18 protein-coding genes and 1 pseudogene are annotated in these 20213 nt (G+C 71.5%); 13 read left to right on the top strand and 6 right to left on the bottom strand.

Annotated elements, in window-relative coordinates; all coding sequences use genetic code 11:
- Positions 1–4: 4 nt before the first annotated feature.
- On the bottom strand, positions 5–1174 hold the full coding sequence (gene sucC, locus DEJ17_RS13980; RefSeq protein ID WP_110894811.1) for an ADP-forming succinate--CoA ligase subunit beta: 1170 nt from the start codon (positions 1172–1174) through the stop codon (positions 5–7).
- A 241-nt stretch (positions 1175–1415) separates the two neighbouring features.
- On the opposite strand from sucC, the gene DEJ17_RS13975 reads away from it, so the two are divergent.
- The 6 genes from DEJ17_RS13975 to DEJ17_RS13950 all read left to right on the top strand — a co-directional run bounded on the left by DEJ17_RS13975 (position 1416) and on the right by DEJ17_RS13950 (position 6046).
- A complete protein-coding gene (locus tag DEJ17_RS13975; protein WP_110894810.1) occupies positions 1416–3047 on the top strand; it encodes a RecQ family ATP-dependent DNA helicase in 1632 nt (543 codons plus the stop codon).
- Positions 3048–3276: 229 nt separating this feature from the next.
- Positions 3277–3576 (top strand): hypothetical protein, encoded by a 300-nt coding sequence (locus tag DEJ17_RS13970; RefSeq protein WP_110894809.1) that lies wholly within the window; start codon positions 3277–3279, stop codon positions 3574–3576.
- A 43-nt stretch (positions 3577–3619) separates the two neighbouring features.
- On the top strand, positions 3620–3985 hold the full coding sequence (locus tag DEJ17_RS13965) for a hypothetical protein (protein ID WP_146239729.1): 366 nt from the start codon (positions 3620–3622) through the stop codon (positions 3983–3985).
- 65 nt (positions 3986–4050) lie between these two features.
- Entirely contained in the window at positions 4051–4821 is a 771-nt protein-coding gene (locus DEJ17_RS13960; RefSeq protein ID WP_181421211.1) for an oxygenase MpaB family protein, read from the top strand.
- Between the two features lie 5 nt (positions 4822–4826).
- Positions 4827–5435 carry a hypothetical protein gene (locus DEJ17_RS13955; protein ID WP_071404663.1) on the top strand — a complete coding sequence of 203 codons (609 nt, stop codon included), beginning with the start codon at positions 4827–4829 and terminating at the stop codon, positions 5433–5435.
- Positions 5435–6046, top strand: a complete 612-nt coding sequence (locus DEJ17_RS13950) for an FHA domain-containing protein (protein WP_110894806.1) — start codon at positions 5435–5437, stop codon at positions 6044–6046. The genes DEJ17_RS13955 and DEJ17_RS13950 overlap by 1 nt, the downstream gene beginning before the upstream one ends.
- A 65-nt stretch (positions 6047–6111) precedes the next feature.
- Here the strand turns inward: DEJ17_RS13950 and DEJ17_RS13945 are convergent, their stop codons facing one another.
- Entirely contained in the window at positions 6112–10527 is a 4416-nt protein-coding gene (locus DEJ17_RS13945) for an FtsK/SpoIIIE domain-containing protein (RefSeq protein ID WP_110894805.1), read from the bottom strand.
- Positions 10528–10634: 107 nt separating this feature from the next.
- Here DEJ17_RS13945 and DEJ17_RS13940 point away from each other — a divergent pair, with 107 nt between their 5' ends.
- The 7 genes from DEJ17_RS13940 (at position 10635) to DEJ17_RS13910 (ending at position 15662) form a co-directional block, all read left to right on the top strand.
- Complete coding sequence (locus tag DEJ17_RS13940) at positions 10635–10931, top strand: WXG100 family type VII secretion target (RefSeq protein ID WP_071404660.1); 297 nt, start codon at positions 10635–10637, stop codon at positions 10929–10931.
- Between the two features lie 107 nt (positions 10932–11038).
- Positions 11039–11368 carry a DUF6507 family protein gene (locus DEJ17_RS13935; protein ID WP_146239728.1) on the top strand — a complete coding sequence of 110 codons (330 nt, stop codon included), beginning with the start codon at positions 11039–11041 and terminating at the stop codon, positions 11366–11368.
- A 2-nt stretch (positions 11369–11370) separates the two neighbouring features.
- A complete protein-coding gene (locus DEJ17_RS13930; protein WP_375342578.1) occupies positions 11371–13125 on the top strand; it encodes a putative T7SS-secreted protein in 1755 nt (584 codons plus the stop codon).
- 13 nt (positions 13126–13138) lie between these two features.
- Positions 13139–13834 (top strand): enhanced serine sensitivity protein SseB, encoded by a 696-nt coding sequence (locus tag DEJ17_RS13925; RefSeq protein WP_110894802.1) that lies wholly within the window; start codon positions 13139–13141, stop codon positions 13832–13834.
- 2 nt (positions 13835–13836) lie between these two features.
- Positions 13837–14421, top strand: a complete 585-nt coding sequence (locus tag DEJ17_RS13920) for a hypothetical protein (RefSeq protein ID WP_110894801.1) — start codon at positions 13837–13839, stop codon at positions 14419–14421.
- Positions 14422–14544: 123 nt separating this feature from the next.
- The gene (locus tag DEJ17_RS13915; RefSeq protein WP_146239726.1) at positions 14545–14955 is read left to right on the top strand and encodes a hypothetical protein; all 411 of its coding nucleotides are present in this window, start codon (positions 14545–14547) and stop codon (positions 14953–14955) included.
- A 68-nt stretch (positions 14956–15023) separates the two neighbouring features.
- A complete protein-coding gene (locus DEJ17_RS13910) occupies positions 15024–15662 on the top strand; it encodes a pyridoxal 5'-phosphate synthase (RefSeq protein ID WP_110894799.1) in 639 nt (212 codons plus the stop codon).
- A gap of 16 nt (positions 15663–15678) precedes the next feature.
- Here the strand turns inward: DEJ17_RS13910 and DEJ17_RS13905 are convergent, their stop codons facing one another.
- The 4 genes and pseudogenes from DEJ17_RS13905 to DEJ17_RS13890 all read right to left on the bottom strand — a co-directional run.
- A complete protein-coding gene (locus DEJ17_RS13905) occupies positions 15679–16197 on the bottom strand; it encodes a hypothetical protein (protein ID WP_110894798.1) in 519 nt (172 codons plus the stop codon).
- 39 nt (positions 16198–16236) lie between these two features.
- Complete coding sequence (locus DEJ17_RS13900) at positions 16237–18600, bottom strand: GNAT family N-acetyltransferase (protein ID WP_110894797.1); 2364 nt, start codon at positions 18598–18600, stop codon at positions 16237–16239.
- A complete protein-coding gene (locus tag DEJ17_RS13895; RefSeq protein ID WP_110894796.1) occupies positions 18597–20024 on the bottom strand; it encodes a lysine N(6)-hydroxylase/L-ornithine N(5)-oxygenase family protein in 1428 nt (475 codons plus the stop codon). Before DEJ17_RS13895 ends, DEJ17_RS13900 begins: the two co-directional genes overlap by 4 nt.
- Positions 20021–20213, bottom strand: a pseudogene (locus tag DEJ17_RS13890) (pyridoxal-dependent decarboxylase); the annotation flags it as partial. The pseudogene DEJ17_RS13890 and the gene DEJ17_RS13895, both read right to left, overlap by 4 nt.

Here is a 20213-nt window from a genome sequence, read left to right as displayed (position 1 = left end):
CCCTTCAGGCCGCTGCGGCGGCGAGTTCGGCGGCCTTCTCGGCCGCATCGTCCATGGTCGCGGCGACGGTGACGAGCGGGTGCGCTGCCTCCGCCAGGATCCGGCGACCCTCTTCCACGTTGTTGCCGTCGAGGCGCACGACGAGCGGCTTGGTGGCCGCGTCGCCGAGGATGCCGAGCGCGGCGACGATGCCGTTCGCGACGGCGTCGCAGGCGGTGATGCCACCGAAGACGTTCACGAACACGCTCTTCACCTGCGGGTCGCCGAGGATGACGTCGAGGCCGTTGGCCATCACCTCGGCCGAGGCGCCGCCACCGATGTCGAGGAAGTTGGCGGGCTTCACGCCGCCGTGGCGCTCACCGGCGTAGGCGACGACGTCGAGCGTCGACATGACGAGCCCCGCGCCGTTGCCGATGACGCCGACCTGGCCGTCGAGCTTGACGTAGTTCAGCCCGTGGGCCTTCGCCTTGGCCTCGAGCGGGTCCTCGCTGGCGGTGTCCTCGAGGTCCTTGTGGCCCTCGTGCCGGAAGTCGGCGTTCTCGTCGAGCGAGACCTTGCCGTCGAGTGCCAGGATCTGGCCGTCGCCGGTGCGGACGAGGGGGTTCACCTCGACGAGGGTCGCGTCCTCGCCCTTGTAGACGTCGTAGAGCTTCACGAAGACGTCGGCGACCTGGTCGCGGAGCGCCTCCGGGAAGTTCGCCTGCCCGGCGATCTCGAGCGCGGCGGCCTTGTCGATGCCCGTCAGCGGGTCGACCTCGACCCGGGCGAGCGCCTCGGGCTTCTCGACGGCGAGCTGCTCGATCTCCATGCCGCCCTCGACGCTGGTGAGCGAGAGGTAGGAGCGGTTGGCCCGGTCGAGCAGCACGGAGAAGTAGAACTCCTCGGCGATGTCGGCACCCTGGGCGACCATGACGCGCTGGACGGTGTGGCCCTTGATGTCGAGGCCGAGGATGGCCTGCGCGTGCTCGAACGCCTCGTCCGGGGTCTTCGCGACCTTCACGCCGCCGGCCTTGCCGCGACCGCCGACCTTCACCTGCGCCTTGACGACCACGACGCCGCCGATCTTCTCGGCCGCCGCCTTCGCCTGCTCGGGGGTGTCGGCGATGATCCCCTGCAACACGGGGACGCCGTAGGACTCGAAGAGGTCCCTGGCCTGATACTCGAAAAGATCCACGCTGTTCTTCTTCCCGCACGGTTCGTGCGATCGGCATCGGTTTCCCGGTCGCGCACTCCACATCGAGGGTCGCTCGGTGTCGAGACAACGGCCGCCACGCAGCCTAGCGCCGCTCGGTGGACGGCCGGTGCACGTCGAGCACAGCCGAGTACCGGCCGATCGGGACCGGGCACCGGAACCGCATGAGCCGCTGCGCGCACCGCTGGGTCCGACCCGAGCTCGCGCTCGGCAATGTGGATCGGTGCACCCCGAACTCCGTACCCGCGCCGCCGAGGTCTTCGGCTGGAAGCTCCGCCCCGACCAGGAGTCCGTCATCGACGCCGTGCTCGAGCGCCGCGACGCCCTGGCGGTCATGCCCACCGGATCGGGGAAGTCCGCGATCTACCAGGTCGCCGGCCTCGGGCTGGACGGCCTCGTCGTGGTCGTCTCCCCACTCGTGGCGCTGCAGGAGGACCAGGTCGTCGGGCTCGAGCACCATCCCGACGCCCCCCGCGCCGTCGCCCTGAACGCGACCAAGAAGGCCCGGGACGTCGCCGACGCGTGGGACGCCGTCGCCGCGGGCGAGGTCGGGTACGTGTTCCTGGCCCCCGAACAGCTGGTGAAGGACGACGTGCTCGAGCGCCTCCGCGACGCCGGGGTCGCGCTGGTCGCCGTCGACGAGGCGCACTGCATCTCGTCCTGGGGCCACGACTTCCGACCGGACTACCTGGCGCTCGGCGAGGTCGCGGAGCGCCTGGGCCGCCCGCCGGTGCTCGCCCTGACCGCGACGGGCTCCGCTCCGGTGCGGGACGACATCGTCGAGCGGCTCGGCATGCGCGACCCGTTCGTGCTCGCCTCGGGGTTCGACCGTCCCGGCATCCGGCTCGAGGTGGTCCGGCACGCCGAGGACGCCGAGAAGCGACAGGCCGTGGTCGACCAGGTCGCCGAGCTCGACGGGCCCACGGTCGTCTACGTCGCAACCCGAGCGGCGACCACGGAGTACGCCGACGCCCTCGCCGCCCGCGGTCGTCGCGCGCAGCCGTACCACGCCGGCATGCGGGTGGCGGAGCGCGAGGCCGTCCACACCGGGTTCCTGGACGGCGACGTCGACGTGGTGGTGGCCACGAGCGCGTTCGGCATGGGCATCGACAAGCCCGACGTCCGGTACGTCGTGCACGCCGACGTCCCGGAGTCGATCGACGCCTACTACCAGGAGATCGGACGGGCCGGGCGGGATGCCGAACCGGCCGGCGCCACCCTGCACTACCGCGCCGAGGACTTCGGCCTGCGCACGTTCTTCGCGTCCGGCTCGCCGCGGCCCGCCTCGGTCCGGGCCGTGTTCGACGCCGTCCCGGCGACCGGCTCGATCGCCCGCTCCGCACTGGTGGAGGCCTCTGGCCTGTCGGCCCGCACCGCCGGTCGAGCACTGAACGCCCTGCTCGACGCCGGCGCCCTTCGCGACGACGTCGACGGTGTCTCCCGGGTGCCGGACGGCCCGCAGGACGCCGACCGTGCGGCACGTGCCACCGCAGACCGTGCTGCCGAACGGGAACGGGTCGAGGAGTCCCGCATCGCCATGATGCGACAGCTCGCCGAGACGACCGGGTGCCGCCGGCAGTTCCTGCTCGGCTACTTCGGCGACGAACTGCCCGAGCCCTGCGGCAACTGCGACACCTGCTCGTCCGGCACGGCCCGCGAGGCCTCCGCCCACGTCGCCGACGGTGCGAACGACGAAGCGTGGCCGCCGGATGCGCGCGTCGAGCACGCCGAGTGGGGCACGGGCGTGGTGATGAGCACGGAAGAGGACCGCATCACGGTGTTCTTCGAGTCCGCCGGCTACCGCACCCTCGCACTCGCCGATGTCGAGCAACGCGACCTGCTCGAACGCGTCTGAACGAATCAGGGACGGAGCGCGGACGAAGCGCACCGGTCCGGACGACCCGGGCGGGGAAGGCGCGGTCGCTCGACCACCCGTCGGCGACCGCGCTCCACTCCCCCGAGCATCGGCGATGCTGCCGTGACGGTGTGACCGGCAGGTGACGCCCGGGTGAACACGACGCGAAACCGGACAGCCGCCAAGCGCCGACGGGTAGGCAGGAAGCCCGCAACGGAAAGGAACCACCATGAGCGACCCCGGCATCAGCCCCGTCGACGGCTTCGACGCGCAGCAGCGCCGCGACGACGACATCGACCGCGAGCACGTCGGCCCGTACGAGGTGGACGAGGCCGAGGAGTCCCTCGAGACGGTGACGAACGACGCGGTCGCCGGAGAGACGGTGGAGCCGCAGCCCGGTGACGGCTCGGACGACGGTCCGACCGGCGGATCCCCGCGCGAGGGCTCGCCCGACCTGTGGGAGCACGAGAACGAGCAGGACGAGGACCGCGCCGACCTCGGCAACGACCTCGGCACGAAGCCGCTCTGAGCTGATCAGGCTCCCCCGGAACACGGCTCGGTACCATCGGGCCGTGTTCCGACGAATCCGCTCCGGCGTCCGCAGCATGCCCTCGGCGGCGCGGCTGCTGGCGGTGGCGGCGATGCTCCTGGTCGCCGCCTCGGCCCACCTCGCCGCCCGCTCGGAGCCCGGTGGTCGCTGGGTCCCGCTCCTCGTCGTCGGCGTCGCCGGTGCGGTCGTCACCGGATCACCGACCCGCCTCTGGCCGCTCCCCGCGATCTGGCTCGTCGCGACGCTCCTCGCCCTGACCGGTGACGCGCCCGTCGACGCCTCGTACGCACTGGTCGCCCTGGTCGTCGGCGCGGTCGCGCTCCTGGCCGCGATCGCCGTGGACCTGCGACCCGTCCTGCGGGCGCGACGTCGACGGGGTGCAGCGTGACCACCCCACGGCCTGGAGGCGCGACACACGACCCGCACCGTGCCTCCCGTCCGCCTGCTGGTCGCGTGCACGACCGTCACCTGCGTCGGTTCCTCGCCGACAGCACGCCCGTGGCCGCGGGCGGCCGCGCCATCCTGCTGCAGATCGCCGACCCGGTCGTCGCGGCCGGTGTCCGGCGGCACTCCGACTTCGCCCGGCGACCCCAGCAGCGGCTCGCCCACACCCTGATGTTCGTCTACGCCGTCGTCATCGGCACCGAGACCGACTCGGCGACCGCAGCGGGCTTCGTCAACCGTGCGCACCGGCCCGTCGCCGGCGCCGACGACGTCGACCGGCAGCTCTGGGTGGCCGCGACCCTGTTCGACTCCGCCCGCCGGGCGCACGACCTGTTCGGCACACACGTCTCCGCGGCCCGCGCCGAGCAGGTCCTCGCCGCCTACGCCCCGATCGCGACCGCGCTGCGGGTGCCCCCGGAGCATTGGCCGACCTCGGTGGCGGCGTTCGACCGGTACTGGCAGCGGACGCTGGAGGGGCTCGAGGTCACCGACGACGCCCGCGGGGTCGTCCGTGACCTGCTGCACCCACGGTTCGCGCCGCTGTGGGTGCGGGCGGCGATGCCCCTCGTCCGCATCGTGACCGTGGGGATGCTGCCGGAGCGGCTGCGGGCCGCGTACGGCTTCGCGTGGGGGCCGCGGGAGGAACGGCGCTTCCGGCGCACCGTCCGGGTGGTGGCCGGGGTGCGGGCGCTCGTGCCGGGGGCCCTGCTGCGACTGCCGGGTCCGCTGTTGCTGCGGGCGATGCGGCGGACCGCTGGGCGACACGCCACGGTACGGTAGCGGGCATGTCGGTCGACCACTTCGCCATCACGGTCCCGCGCTCCTGGTTCGAGCTCCCGGTCGAACCGGAACGCCGCGACGACCGGATCAGCGCCCTCGTGCAGGAACGCATCGAGGACCACCGGGAACTGTGGGACCACCGCACCGAGATCGTCCGGGTGCTCCGCCGGTTCGCCCGCTCGGCGTGGGACAGCGGTGCGCGGTACTGCGCCGCGTTCGCCGAGCCGAGCGAGGACGGCATCGTCTCCGGTGCCCTCACCGTGACGGTCCTGCCCGCGCCGGAGGCCGGCGGCGACCCGCTCGCCGCGCTCACCGACCACGTCGCCGCACTCGGCGGCGACGACGACGGCATGCACGTCGACGTGCACGAGGTCCCCCGCGTCGGCCGGGTGCCGCGCGTCTGGGGCGTCTCGACGGTGCAGGCACCGGACGGCCGCGGGTCGTTCGACGTCGTGCTCATGCAGACGTTCGTGCCCGCCGGCGACCAGGTCGCCCTGGTCAGCGTCTCCTCGCCCGCGACCGACCTGGCCGAGCCCCTGTACGAACTGTTCGAGACCGTGACCGACACCTTCGAGCTCATCGACTCCGCCGCGGTCGGCAGCGAGGCGTCCTGATGCGCCTCTGGCCGTTCCGGAAGAAGCGCAAGGTCGTCGAGCCCGTCGTCGAACGGGTCGGCGAGCGTGACCTCGCACAGATGGCGCAGCGCGGCGAGCTCGCCCGTTCCGTCGTCACCCCGCCCCCGGCGCCGCGCGCGAGTGCCGACCGGGTCCGGGCGACCGTGGCGCAGATGCCCGGCCGGCCGCTCGGGTCGTCCGGCGGCACCACCGCCCGTCGTGACGCCGCGCCGGCCCGCCAGGCGGCGGCTGCCGTGCTCGTCCTCGACGGCGGCCAGCGGGTGACCGTGTCGGGTGGCGGACTGATCGGCCGTGACCCCGCGAGCGCCCACCCGGACGGCGGCTTCGCCCACATGATCGCCCTGGAGGACCCGGCGCGGCTGCTCAGCCGCACCCACCTGGAGTTCGGGTTCGGCGCCGAGGGCTCGCTCTGGGTGCTCGACACCGCGTCGGCGAACGGCGTCGAGCTGCAGCGTCCGGGGTTCCCCGCGGCGATGCTCGTGCCGTCGCAGCGCACGACCGTGCAGCCCGGCGACACCGTGGTGTTCGGCGGGCACACACTCCGCGCCGAACCCGCCGTCGGGCTCGTCAGCGAGACGCCGCTGGGCTGAGCAGGCCCCGGACCGGGCCGGCTCCGGGGTGCACAGGCTCCGGGCTGCACCCCCCGCGGCCGGCGCTAGTCGCCCGCCGGTACCTGCACGAGTCGGAGCGCCTGGTCGGCGTCGTTCAGCAGCGCCCGGCCCGCGACGCGGTCCTGGGTGACCAGGCTCTTCGACAGCTTCGTGCCGATCAGGTCGCCGTCGACGGTGCTGAGCGGCGCGAGCAACATGCCCCGACGGGCCTTCTTCGCGTCGACCTGCCAGCCGCGGAACCCGCTCGCCACACCCTCGACGTCACCGGCCAGGACGAGCCCGACCGAACGACCCCGGTCGGAGTCCATGATCGCCCGGAACACCGGTTCGGCCGGCGACTCCTTCAGGGCCTCGGCGTCGTCGACCAGCACGAGCGTGAAGCCGTCCGATCCGGTGTCGATCGCGGCGGACAGCCCCTCGGCGCCGATGCCACCGTCGGTCACGACCGTGACGCGCGGTGCTCCGACGAGTGCTCGGAGCGGGGACTCCCGCGGCGTCACCGCGACGACCGACCCACCCGCCGACAGCACGTGACGGGCCATGGCGACGAGCGCGGTGCTCTTGCCGGAGCGCGGGCTGCCACCGACGATGAAGACCGGGGTGTCCTGCACGAAGTCGTGCGTGAACAGCCGGAGCTCGTCGCCGCCGACACCGAGTGCGACCCGGCCGACCGACGCCTCGGCGGACGGCAGGTACCGCACGGCGTCCGTGAAGGTGATGGAGCGCGGGAGCACGTCGATGCGGAACGGCTTCGGGGCGTCGGCCGGCACGTGAGCACTGACCTCGTCACCGATGCCCCGCAGCGCGGCGGCCTGGTCGCGGCCCCCGAGGCCGCCGGGCAGCACGGCGACCTGGGTCTCCGTCGCCGTGGCGTTGCGGAACCCGCGCCCCGGTGGGATCGACTCCGGCAGCTTCTTGCCGTTGATGCCCTCGTAGTTGTAGTCGCCGCGGTCGGCCAGGGCGAGCAGCAGCTTCCGCTCCACCTGGCTCGACATCCGGCCGGACGTCAGGGTGCGGTCGCCGGAGACGACCAGGTGCACGCCGACGCCGACGCCCTCGCGCAGCAGGGTCTGGACGGCGTCGTGCAGCGCACCGTTCTCGGCGTCCGCCAGGGTCGCCATGAAGCTCTCCCACTGGTCGAGGAACACGACGATGTGCGGCATCGGCACGGTGTCCGCGTCGGTCCGCTGTTCGGCGATCGACGAGTACCCACCGGCGGCGAAGGCGGCCTGGCGCTCCTGCACCGTGCGGAGCAGGATGCCGAGCAGCCGCGAGACCCGGTCGGGTTCGTGCCGCTGCACCACGGCACCGCAGTGCGGCAGCGCACCGAGGGCCAGCAGGGCACCGTTGCCGCAGTCGATCCCGTACATGTGGACGTCGCCGACGCCGAGCCGGAGGGCCATTGCGCCGGCCAGCGTGCGCAGCGTCTGGCTGCGACCCGAGCGCGGCGAGCCGATCACGAACAGGTGGCCGTCCGCGTCGAGGTCGAACACCGCCGGGCGCTGCCGCTGGTCACCCGGGTGGTCCTCGACGCCCCAGGCGACCGCCAGGGGTGCCAGGTCGCCGGTGCCGGTCGCCTCGACGTCGTCGAGCCCGACGACCTCGCCGAGCGGCGGCAACCAGGGCTTCCGCTGCTCGGGGGTGCCGAGGGCGCGGGTGGCGTCGTCGATCGACGCGACGAGGACGCTCAGGTCGGTGACCTCCACGTCGCTGGCCGCGGCCTCGACGGCGGCCGGGCGGGGGGCTGGATCGCTGTACGAGGCGAACGTGAGCTCGCGGACCAGGGCGGGCCGGGCCTCCTGGTCGTCCGAGCCGGGCCGGCGCCCACCCACACGACCGGACTGGAACGGCAGCAGCGAGGCAGCGCCGAGCCGCACGTAGGCGCGCCCCGGGGTCGACTTCGCGATCCGCGCGGCGTCGTTCGCGCCGATGACGTCCTGGCTCTCCGACTGGTCGGTGACGCGCAGCGCGATCCGGAGGTTCGTGTTCGCGCGGATCTCGGGCGACACGACACCGCCCGGTCGCTGCGTTGCGAGGATCAGGTGGATGCCGAGCGACCGACCGCGCTGGGCGATGTTCACCAGGCCCTTGACGAAGTCGGGCAGCTCGCGGGCGAGCGAGGCGAACTCGTCGATGACGATGAGCAGCCGCGGCAGGCTCGGGATCGTGTCCCCGTTCGCCGCGCGCTTGGCCTGCAGGTCTTGGTAGTCCTCCAGGTCCTTCGCACCGACCTCGGCGAGGGCGTGCTCGCGGGTGCGCAGCTCGGCGCCGAGCGACTCGAGCGCGCGCTCGACCTGGTGCGTGTCGAGGTCGGTGACCATGCCGACCGTGTGCGGCAGGTCGACGCAGTCCTTGAAGGCCGCGCCGCCCTTGTAGTCGACGAGCACGAAGTTCATCTCGTCCGGCCGGTTCGCCACGGCGAGGGACGCCACGATCGTCTGCAGCAGCTCCGACTTGCCGGAACCGGTGGTCCCGGCGACCAGGCCGTGCGGGCCGTCGTTCCGCAGGTCGATCGCGAACGGCCCGTCGATCGACGCCCCCAGCACGGCGGTGGTGCTGCGGCCGCCGAGCAGCCAGCGTGCCTGCACGGCCTCGGACGTCGGCGGTTCGAGCTGGAGCACGTCGAGCAGCCGGGCGGACGACGGGATGGCGCCGTCCTGCACGTCCGGGCTGGCGTCGACGATCGGCGACAGTGACCGGGCGACCCACTCGAGCCAGTCCTGGTCGACCAGGTCGGGGCGTGCGTCGTCGATGCGCTCACTGCGCTGCTGGGTGACCCGCACCCGGTCGTCGCGGACGACCACCACGGCGTCGCACTCCTCGGGCAGGAGCCGCTCGTCCAGGTCGAGGCAGATGCTGAACACCCCGACCGACGGCCCCTCCTTGAGCACCTGCACGAGCGAGGGCATCGCGCGGAGCCGGCGCGCGCCGTCCATCACGACGACGATCTCGTCGGCCGGCGGGGTCTTCTTGCCGATCCCGGCTTCCTTGCGGGCGTCGATGATCGCCGCGAGCTCGGCGATCGCCCGCGCGGTCGACGCGGCGTTCGAGGCGATGCTGGTCATCGGCTGGTCCGCACCGTCACGGCGGACGTGCGGCAGCCAGGACATCCACTCCCACAGCGACGTGCGTGTGGTGTCGGTGAGCAGCGTGAAGGTGACGTCCTTCGGGCTCTGCAGCGTCGCGAGCTGCGCGACCACCCAGTTCGCGAGTCGTCGGGCGTCGTCGTCCGGACCGGCGATGCCGATCACGCCGCGCTCGGCCAGGCGGATGCGCACCGGCACGTCCGTCGCGTCCCACGCCACGGTCCGCTTGTGGGACAGCTGCTCCGGGTCCTCGATGGTGACCTCGGAGCGCTGCGTCGCCGTGCCGACGCGGACCAGCAGGTGGTCCGGATCCGTCCGGCGTCGCTCCCACAGGCGCGGCAGCGGCGTGACCGCCGTCTCGTAGACGGCGGCGGGGTCCGGCGCGCTCGCGATCCAGCGTGCACGTTCGGACTGGAGGCTCTCGGTCGCGTCCGCCTCGATCCGCGCCTTGGTGTCCTCGTACTCCACGACGCGTTGCCGGTACGTCTTCTTGCCCTGCCGGCGGCCCTGGAGGCCCGTGATGATCATCAGGATCGGCGACAGCAGGGCGATGAGCAGGTAGATCCAGCGCCCGGTGGTCGACACGAACATGACCGCCATGCCCATCGGCGCCAGCGCCATCAGGATGGGCAGTGCACGGGCCGGCGGCTCGGTCGGCGGCGGGGGCAGCTGGTAGCGGGTGTGCTCGTCCGGCGGCAGGATGCGCGGCGGCCGGTTGTACTCGAGCGACATGCCGTCGTCCGCCAGGGACAGGTGGGCACCGCGGTTCGCGGCACGGCCGAAGCCGAGCAGGACCCCGCCGACCGCGAGCTGTGCCGTCTCGGGCCAGTCGGTCTCCTCGGTGACCGGCTCGCCGTCCAGCAGCGCGCCGGAGAAGCCGTTCGCCGGGCGCACCTTCGCGCCGTCGGCGGTCACCGTGACGAGCAGGGCGATCTCCGGCACCGTGTCGGACCCCGACGCCTCTGCCTCGACCTCGTCCGTGGTGCTCACCGGCACCCGCACGTGCGCGGACGGTGCCGTGCCGATCGTCACCGTGCCGGTGCTCACCCGCACGATCGTCCCCGCGTGCAGCCCGGAGACGATCCGGACCTCGGCGTCGGTCAGGGGACGGAGCGGCGGCGGCGGCACCTGCTCGAGGCTCCGGCGCACCACCACGCCCTCGCGGACGCCCGACGCGGCGACCGATGCCGAGAGGTCGAGCGGCTGCTCCCCGACGAAGTACACCGGGGTCCGGCCGGAGGCGACGACGTCCGTGGCGATGAGGCGCTCGGCCTCGGCCACCAGCTCGCGCACCGCCCGGGAGTCGTCGCCGTCCACGTAGACGTTCGCGGTCTGGCCGCTCTCGCGGTCGACCATCGTGAACGTGAAGGTCATGGCATTCCCCCGTAGCGTTGACTTCGTGTCGCAGGACGATGGTAGTGTCCCCTGCAACACGCCCCGTTGGGGGGACAAACGAAACTCCGGGGAAAGGGAGTCACACCGTGGCGAACATCAACGTCTCGTACGCAGACCTCGAGGCAGCAGCCTCCGACCTCAAGGCGGGCCAGGCAGACATCGAAGACCGTCTGTCGGCGCTGCAGCGCAAGATCCAGCAGCTCATCTCGGACGGCTACGTCACCGACAAGTCGTCGGTCGCGTTCGGCGAGTCCTACGACGAGTTCAACCGTGGCGTGACCCAGACGGTCCAGGGGCTCGAAGGCCTCTCCACGTTCCTCTCCAAGGCCTCGCAGACCCTGTCCGAGACGGACGAGTCGCTGGCATCCGGCCTCAAGGGCTGACACCGTCGTCGACCCCGTGCCCCGCGATCGCGTGGGGCACGGGGTCGTCGCGGTTCCTGTGGCGCCGTCCTGACGGCGCCGGTTCGTGATCGGGGAGGGATTGTTCCGTGGCAGGCAAACTGCTGGTTGACCTAATGGGGCTCGGGGAGCTCCAGAACGACCTGACGACCGTGCACAGCACGCTCGAGCAGGCGCACAAGCGTGTCGACGCGTCCGACGACGAGATCGGTTCGGGGACGGTGCAGAACGCTCTGCACGACTTCGACGACCGCTGGGGCGACAAGCGGGACAAGATCAGCGAGTCGACGAAGGCGTTGGCGGACATGCTGAGCTCGTCCATCGAGACCTACACCGAGACCGACGAGCAGCTGGCACAGGCCCTGCAGGTCAACGACGAGAACGGCGGCGGCGGCCCCGCTGCCTCGAGGGCGCAGTAGTCATGGGGCGGCCGTCGGGGTGGGATGTTGTCGATCAGAGTGATGATCCGGTCAAGGGTGATCCGTCGACGTTGCGGATGATGGCGCGGGAGTACCAGCGCATCTCCGACGCGGCCGATGACGCCTCGACCCGGCTGAAGTCGGTGAAGGGCTCCGGGTGGCTGACCGACTGGGAGGGTGAAGCCGCTGATGTGTTCGTCGACGCGATCGAGGACACACCGTCGGACCTGACCAAGCTCGTCGATTCGTACGAGCTCGCGGCGACGGCGTTGTCGGGGTGGGCTGACTCGGTCGATGACACCCAGTACCGGGCTGATGGTGCGTTGGCGGATGCGAAGGACGCCACCGGGGACCTCGCCGCGGCGCAGGACCGGTTGGCGGATGCGCAGTCGACGTTGTCGCACTACGAGTCGGCGTCGAAGGACCTGTCGAAGGTCGCGGACGAGTACCCGGCGGGTTCCGACGTGCCGGACGGGGTGGATGTTCCCTCGCCGGCGCAGTTGCGGGCAGCGTCCGACAACGCTTCCGTCGCGCAGGGCTCCGTGTCGTCGGCGCAGGGGGACATCTCGGCGGCGCAGTCGCGGATCGATGCGGCGAAGCGGCTCGTGGCGGATGCGAAGGGTGACTGGCAGGACGCGGAGCAGCGGACCGCGACGAAGATCGGTGAAGCTGCGGACGCGGGCCTCGGGAAGCAGTCCACGTGGGACAAGATCTTCGGGTCCGAGGCGTGGGAGACCATCGTGTCGGTGGCGAAGGTCGTCGTCGCGGTGGGTGGGATCATCGCGATGATCATCCCGGGGCCGTGGACGTTGGTCATCGCGGCGATCGCGCTCGTGGTGTTGGCGGACACGTTGTACAAGATGAGCAAGGGCGAAGCCGACGGGTGGGACCTCGCGTTCTCCCTGCTCGACTGCGTCCCCGCAGGCGGGGCAGTCGCCGCGGCGCTCAAGGGAACGCGAGCCGCGACCGCGATCGCGAAGTCGACGAACGCGATCGGTTCGCTCGGCGCCGTCCGCGTGGTGCGTTCACTCGCCGGAGGCGCGGCCCGCGCGACCACTTCGGCAGCAAGCCGTGCCGCGTACCGCTTCGGGCAGAAGATCGACGGCGTCGCTCTCGCAGCGAAACGATCCGATCGGGTTCAGGACGCGTACATCGCAGCCCGCTCCACCATTCACCGGCTCCGCGGAGGGCAGTTCACCGATCAGGGGAACATCATCATCCACCGGTGGACCCCCGTCGAACGTGGCCCACTGAGTGGTGAAGTCGCGGACACTGCACACACCTTCCGGTCGGGCACGTACAACGAGGTGCTCGTCACCAATCGTGAGAGCACGCTCTACCGAAGTGTGAACGGCGACTCCAAGTACCCGATCGGAGAGTTCTGGGGGAAGACGGAGCCGAGCGGACCGTTCGCGACGCAGCAGGAGTTCGCTCTGCGGCCCGAATGGCACGCCGACCCCACGACGCCCGGCGTCAACACTCCGCTCCCGCAAGCCGACCAGTACCTGCAGGCCGACATGCCAGTGGGGACCCGTGTCTACGAGGGCCCCGCGGCGCCCCAGTCATCGATGTCGTGGAGCCCGGACACCGACAAGACCCTGTACGGGAACGCGTTCCAGCAGACTCCGGGCGGCAAGGAGCAGGTCTACCTGCCACGCAACGCGTTCGGCGACCAGGCGGCGGCAGCACAACGGCTCGGTCTGCCGTGGAATGATGCGCTGAACCGTCCGGCGACCCTGCCCGTGGTCCGCGACTGAACAAAGGAACACCGTGACCTTCCCCTCGAACGAGCTGGAGCAGGTACTGCTCGCCGCGAGCCGCAACGAGACCGGTATCGATTCGTTCCTCGATCAGCTGCTCGCGTCGGCCGTGTTCGTGCCGTCGAATGTCGCGCCAGACGGTGGGCGCGCACTGTACATCACGTCGATCGACAACCGCGCCTACGTCACGGTGTTCACATCACCCGATCAGGCTGACTCGGCGTCGGCCACCGGTGAGCTTGCCGAGGTACCAGCGTCGAGCCTCCTCGAGATGATTCCGGAACACGTCGGTTTCGCGGTGAATCCCGGCGGCGACCTGGGACTGCCCGTGTACGCGGAGACGCTCCGACAGGCAGCGCACGGTTCCACGAGACTCACCGCGGGGACGCGCATCCGGATCGGCCACCCCGCAGAGGAGCCAACGGCGTTCCTGGAAGCGGTCGCGGCTGAGTTCCGACGACTTGGGCCGGTGCGATCCGCGCGTCGCGCATGGGCTGCTGTCGACGACCAGGCCCCCGGTCTCGTCATCGGTGTCGACGTCGATCCCGACAGTCCCGACACCCGCACCTCGGTCGTCGATGCCATCGGGCGAACAGCCCGGTCTCTCGGAACCCCCTTCACGGTCGATGCCGTCTTCACGAACGATCGCGACAGTTTCACGGAGTGGATGCAAAGCGATACAAGCCCGTTCTACACGGATCACTGATCTTGGAACGTATCCCCGCGGTAGCTGTCCCCGACACGCTCCACCTCGCAGTGGACTCAAGCGGCGAGCGCGTCACCGAACCGTACGACCGGGGCGTCATGGTGGAGTTCGCCTACTCGATCGCAGGCGATCGGCCCGCTGGGCGGGGCACGTCCACTCGGCAGGTGAGCCGTCAATCGCTCATCGACGATGAGACCAGGGGTCGGTACATCGTCCAAGTCGACGCAGCAACTGATCGCTTCGAGGGGCTCCCAGTCGTGGACAAACCCATTCGTCATCACGGGCTCCTGCCGATCCCGACCCGCGCAGTTCATGCACTGCCGATCACGGCGATCCAGGGGATCTGGGCCGAGATCGTCCGCGACACGGCACGACCGCAGTCTGCCTGGCGGTTGTTCGAGTCTGCTTCCCGTCCAACGCTGAACCTGGTGATCGACCGCGATCCTGCCGAGTGGCGGGTGCGGGCGACCACGGCGCTGGGGCGGAGGCCACACCCGGAGATAACGGTCGTCGAGGACCTCGACGAAGTTCCGCGAATCTGGCGCAATGCCGCCCGTCATCTCCTGGCCGCCGAGGTGAGCGCTTGACGCCCTCCACATTCGAGCGCCGACGACGCGCAGGCTGGAGACAAGTTGTCGATCTCGGTTTGTGGGTGCTCGGGACGGAAGACGGTGTGCGCGCCGTGGCCTCGCTGCGGCTCGGTGCGTGACATGACGACCTACGAACGAACCGCTCACAGGAACGGCACGAGCGCGCCGGCGACCGTGATCGTCGAGATGGACCTGACGAACCCCGATCATCATGTGCGCTACACCGTGACCGTGTTGCTGCTGGGCGCAGAGCACACGGCCACGGCGTACGACGCCTTCGAGGCGCTGAGCCTGGTGCGCGAAGCGCTCGACGACGAGGGCTGGCTCCTGGGTGTGCAGGGGGCCCGCGTCGACGTGTGGCCGAGTGGGATGGCGCGAGACCAGGGCGGTGGCAGGCGGGCGTACCGACTCCGCCGCGGTCGTCGGCCTCGGTTCAAGGACCTCGTCGACGTGTTCGCCCCGGCCGACGAACACCTCGGCACCGTGCAGGCGCAACGCGCGTTCGTCGAAGCGAAGTTCCCCGACGCCTGACCGGGTGCCGGCGACGACCGGCCGTGACTCCCTGAACACCGAGCCCCCGCGCACGGTTGGGTGGGTACATGTCCTCTGCCCCGCTCTCCGGTGACGACTCCCTGCACCTGCCCGAGTTCGACAGCCCGCCAGCGTCTCCGCTCGACCTCGCTCGCGAGTGGCTGTCCGCAGCGAAGGACCGGGAGGTCTCCGAGCCGCTCTCGATGACCCTCGCCACGGCCGGTGCCGACGGCCGCGTGTCTGCTCGCACCGTCGACGTGAAGCGGATTGAGACCAACGGACTGGTCTTCGGGACGTCGGAGGACAGCCCGAAGGGCCGGCAGCTCGCCGAGAACCCGCACGCAGCGCTGCAGGCGTACTGGCGCGAGACGATGCAGCAGCTCCGGTTCGAGGGTCACGTCGTCCGGCTGTCGGATGCCGAGTCGGACGCCCTGTTCGCGGACCGCTCCCCGAAGTCACGCGCCGCGACGGCCATCGCCGACCAGTCCGCCGTGCTCGAGCCCCGCACCCTGCAGGACCTGATCGACGACGCGAACGACCTGCTCGACGACTCCGGCGACGACGTCCCGCGACCTGCACGATGGGTTGCCTGGCGGCTCGAGCCCGACATCGTGGAGTTCTGGCACGGTAGCCGTGACCGGATGCACCGACGACTGCAGTACGCACTCGCCGAGGGCGCCTGGACGGCCACACGCCTCCAGCCCTGAGGCCGACGGTCGGCGTTCAGTCCCTGGACCACCACGCCGGCTGAGCGGGTTCGACTCGGACCGTGAGCGTTCGAGCATCGTTCGATCGCTCCGCGATCACGAAGTGGCTCTCCGCTGGGTCCACGGTACCGATCCGCCACACCGGCCACGAGTGCGGCCCGAGTTTGGGATCGAACCACGGCGCGGGCCCGTTGTCGTCCTCGCGCAACGCGCGCCGGACGCTCTTCGGATCGAGCTCCGGGAACCCTCCGGCGCGTGTCGCCAGGAGCATGCGCTCTGCTGCGGCGTCGACGGCGGCGGACCGTTCCGCCCGTGGGTTCCGGGTGATCCAGTAGGCGGCGAGGTACCCGATCACCACGAGGCCGATCACCGCAAGGGTCACGACCCACGGTCCAACGTCGGGATCGACCGTGGGGATGCGATCGATGCCGGAGACCCCGACGATGAACCCCAGGACGCCGAGCACCCATCCGATGCCCGCGACGCGTTCGGCGCGTTGCGACGCTCGAGCGAGGACGCAGCGTGCCGCCAGCACCGGTCTCCATCGGACCAGTCTCGCTCACGGCCCCCGCCCCTACCGCCCGATCGGGTTCGCCATCGCCCCCGCCCGGATGAGCGACGCCGACTGGTCCGCCAGGTCGACCATCGACAGGGTGTTCCGCAGCTGCAAGCGGTTCAGGCACGAGTGCTCGAACGTCGGCACCCGCAGGTCCAGCGGACGACGGCGGCCCGGGTGCGCGGCGGCGTGGGCGTCGATGCACTCCCCCACGACCTGCCAGAAGCGGGCCTCCGGCAGCACCCCGTCGTCGTCGAGGATCGCGGCGACGAACCGCAGCACCCCGTCGAACACGTCGGTGAACACGGCGAGCGCGGCTTCGTCGTCGGACACCGGGTGCACGATCCGGTCGATGTCGGCGGGCACCGGGCGGTCATCGTGCCGGCCGAGCACCGCGGCCTCTTCACCGATGTCCTTCATCACGGCACGGACCACGACGCCGTCGCGCACGACGAGCACCAGGTTCTCGCCGTGCGGCATGAACACCAGGTCGTGCACGGTCAGGCAGTGCACGACCGGCAGCAGGTATGCGTCGAGCCAGCGTCGGACCCAGACGTCGGCGGGCAGACCAGAGGCCTCGATCAGCGCTGAGACCACGGCGCTCCCCGAGGCGTCCCGGTGCAGCAGCGCCGCCATGGTGAGCAGGCGTTCGCCTTCGGCCAGCTGCGGGATGGGACTCTCCCGCCACAGGGCCGCGAGCATCTTGCGCTGCGGCGACGACACGTCGACTCGGTGGTAAGCGTCCCCCGTGTAGCCGATGGCGGCGTGCTCCCGGAGCACCGAGAACCCGGCAGCGGCGAGCGTGGGGTCGGCGGCGACGATCGACTCGACCCAGTCGTTCACGGCCGGGGTGTTCCGCATGTAGGCGGGCGACATCCCCCGCAGGAACCCCATGTTCTGCACGGCGAGCGCCGTCTTCACGTACGAGCGTGACGGCTCGGTCCGGTTGAACGCGGTGCGGATGGACTGCTGCGGCTGGTACTCGTCGGGCCCCTCGCCCAGGTCGACCAGGTCCTGCCGGCCCAGGTCAGGTGCGAAGGTCACGGCGATCCGGTGCTGCCACTGCCAGGGGTGCACGGGCAGCCACACGTAGTCGTCGGGCTCGAGTCCGCGACGCTCCAGGGTGGCGCGGAACCCGGCCACGACCGCCGCCGACAGCTCCGACTCCCAGTGCGCATGCTCGGTCCGGTCGGCGGCGAGCGCCAGGTGCGTGTGCTCGCGTCGGGCGGCGAGCCACCGGTACCGGAACCGGCCGCCGGACTCGGGCGCGAACGCCCGGTACTCGTCGAGCCCGAACCCGATCCGCCCGTTGGCGGCGACGAAGGCCGGGTGCCCCTCGGTCATCGCGGACTCGACGTCCTGGAACGATGCGACGGCAGCCTCGACGGCAGCCCCCGCTCGCCCCCGCACCAGCTGCGCCGCCGACGGCCCACCCCGCCGGTGCTTGGCCGCGGCACTCGCCAGCGTCGACGCGATCTCCTCCAGGTACGTGCCGAGCAGCTCGTCGGGGATCCCGAGTACCTCGTGCAGTTCGAGCACGAGCTCCTGCGCGCTGAGCGGCGCCGACACCCCCGCCCAGGTCCGCGTCAGCGAGGCCTCGTCCATCGACCAGTGCTCGAGCAGGTGCTGCCGCGCCCGGAACCGGTAGGTCGACTCCCCCGTGTCGAGCCGCCACCCGCCCCCGTCCGGCACGGGAGCGATCAGCCGTTCGTGGGTGAACTCCGCGATCGCCTTCGCGACGAGGTGCCGTTCTGCGGGCTCCAGGTGCGCGGGCCACAGGTGCGCGGCCGGCCCGTCGTCATCGGGGACGCCGATGCGATCGGTGTCGAGCACCGACAGCACGGCCCGCTTGCCGTCGACGTCCACCTGTCGCAGCGCGCGGAACCCGACCTCGGCGTTCTTCGCCTGCACAGCGGTGTTCCGCACGTCCGGTTCGACGACGACCCGGCGCGCGCCGAGGGCGTCCCGGCAGTGCTCGACGACGGTACGCATCACCGCGCTGGTCAGGCCGTGCACACGAGGGCCAGCGGGTGCCGGCGCGACGAGCAGGTGCATGCCGACGTCGCCGGGTTCGGCCGCCCACACGTCGGTGAGCAGGACGGCGGAGGGGTCGTAGGTCTCCGCCCGGAAGCACGGTTCGCCGTTCCGCCGACCGAGCCACGCTGCCTGCGCGGGGTCCGCCTGCACGCCGGCCAGGTAGGTGCGGACGCCGTCCACGTCGAGGTCACCCATCTCCCACCACGACGACGCCGGGTGGGCGAGCCACGACTGCACGACGGCGGCGTCGCGTTCCGGGTCCACGGGTTCGACGGTCAGGAGGCCCGGCCCGGCTCCCACAGGCGCGGTCGCGTCCGGCGCCGTGGTGGTCACGGTCGTGCTCATGCGGAGACCTCCGCACGCTCGGTCGCGGGCCGGGCCGGCGCGCGCTCCGCGGCGCCGGGGTGGGCGGTGGACGGCTCTGCTCTTGACTGCCCCGAGGCGGGCAGGCCGAACTCCTGGAAGGCGATCCGGGCCTCCAGGCCGTACACGGGGCGACCCGTGACGGACCGGATGATCGACGCGTTCCGCCACGCACCCATGCCGAGGTCGGGCGCGGTCAGGCCGTGCGTGTGCTCCTCGGCGTTCTGCACCCAGATGCGTCCGCCCAGGGTGTCGACGTGGTGGTCGCGGGCGACCGCCAGGCGACCACGGGAGTCGCGGGCGACGAGGTGCTCGACCGGGTCGAGGAACCGCGGGACCCTCGGGGTGTACCCGGTGGCCAGCACCAGCTGCTCGACCTCGTGCTCGTACGTCTGGTCGAGCTGCTCGTGGCGGAGCGTCAGCCGGTACGTGCCGCGTTCGGCGAGCCAGGCGGCGTCGACGACGCTCGTCTCGGTCCGGAGCGTCGTCGGGACGGGGCCGCGCGCACTGATCCGGTAGAGCTGGTCGTACAGGTCGTCGACCAGGTCGGCGCTGATGCCCTTGTACAGGCCGCGCTGTTCCCGCCCCAGGCGGTCACGGACGGTCTCGGGCAGCCCGTGGAAGTGGTCCGTGTACTCCGGGCTCGTCATCTCGAGGGTGAGCTTGGTGTCCTCCATCGGGAAGAACCGGGGCGAGCGTGTGATCCAGTCGAGGCGGTAGCCGTCCTGCCGGATGTCCTCGAGCAGTTCGCGGTAGACCTCGGCGGCGGACTGCCCGCTGCCGACGACGGCGATCGATCCGGCGTCGCGGAGGGCGTCGCGGTTCGGCAGGAACTCGGCGGAGTGGACGGCCGGTCCGCCGATCCCGCGCAGCGGGGCGGGGACGGACGGCTCGGTGCCGATGCCCACGACGACGTGGTGTGCGCGGTACGTCTCGGGACCCTGATCGGTCTCGGCGTGCACCGTGAACGTGTCGGCGACCGGGTCGTGCTCGACGGCGGTCACCCGGCGGCCCCACCGCAGGGTGTCGAGCCGGTCGGCGGCCCAGCGGCAGTAGGCGTCGTACTCGCTGCGCAGGGGGTGGAAGTCCTCGCGGATGTAGAACGGGTAGAGGCGCCCGGTCTCCTTGAGCCACGCGAGGAACGAGAAGGGCGAGGTCGGGTCAGCCATCGTCACCAGGTCGGCGAGGAACGGCACCTGGATCGTGGCGTCGTCGAGCATCATGCCGTGGTGCCAGGCGAAGCCGTCGGCGGCGTCGAGGAACACCGCGTCGACGTCGGCGATCGGGTCGGTCAGGCAGGCGAGGCCGAGGTTGAACGGGCCGATGCCGATGCCGACGACGTCGCGCACGGCGGGGTCGGCGGTGGCGCCGGCGGCGGTGCGGTCGGCGGTGCGGTCGGCGGTCATCGGGTCGCTCCTTCCGGGGCGGTGGTCGTTGCTCGGACGCGCGCGGCCGTCGCGACGACGTGCTCCAGCGACGCGCGCATCTGGTCCGCGGTGGTCTCGGGGTTGAGCAGCGTGAGCTTGTTGCACGGCCGGCCGTCGATGACCGTCTTGGCGATGAGCACCCGGCCCTCGGCGAGCAGGGCCGAGCGG

The organism is Curtobacterium sp. MCSS17_011 (assembly GCF_003224275.1).
GTDB lineage: Bacteria > Actinomycetota > Actinomycetes > Actinomycetales > Microbacteriaceae > Curtobacterium.
Note: the sequence above shows the minus strand (reverse complement) of the source record. Positions and strands in the feature narration are given on the sequence as shown.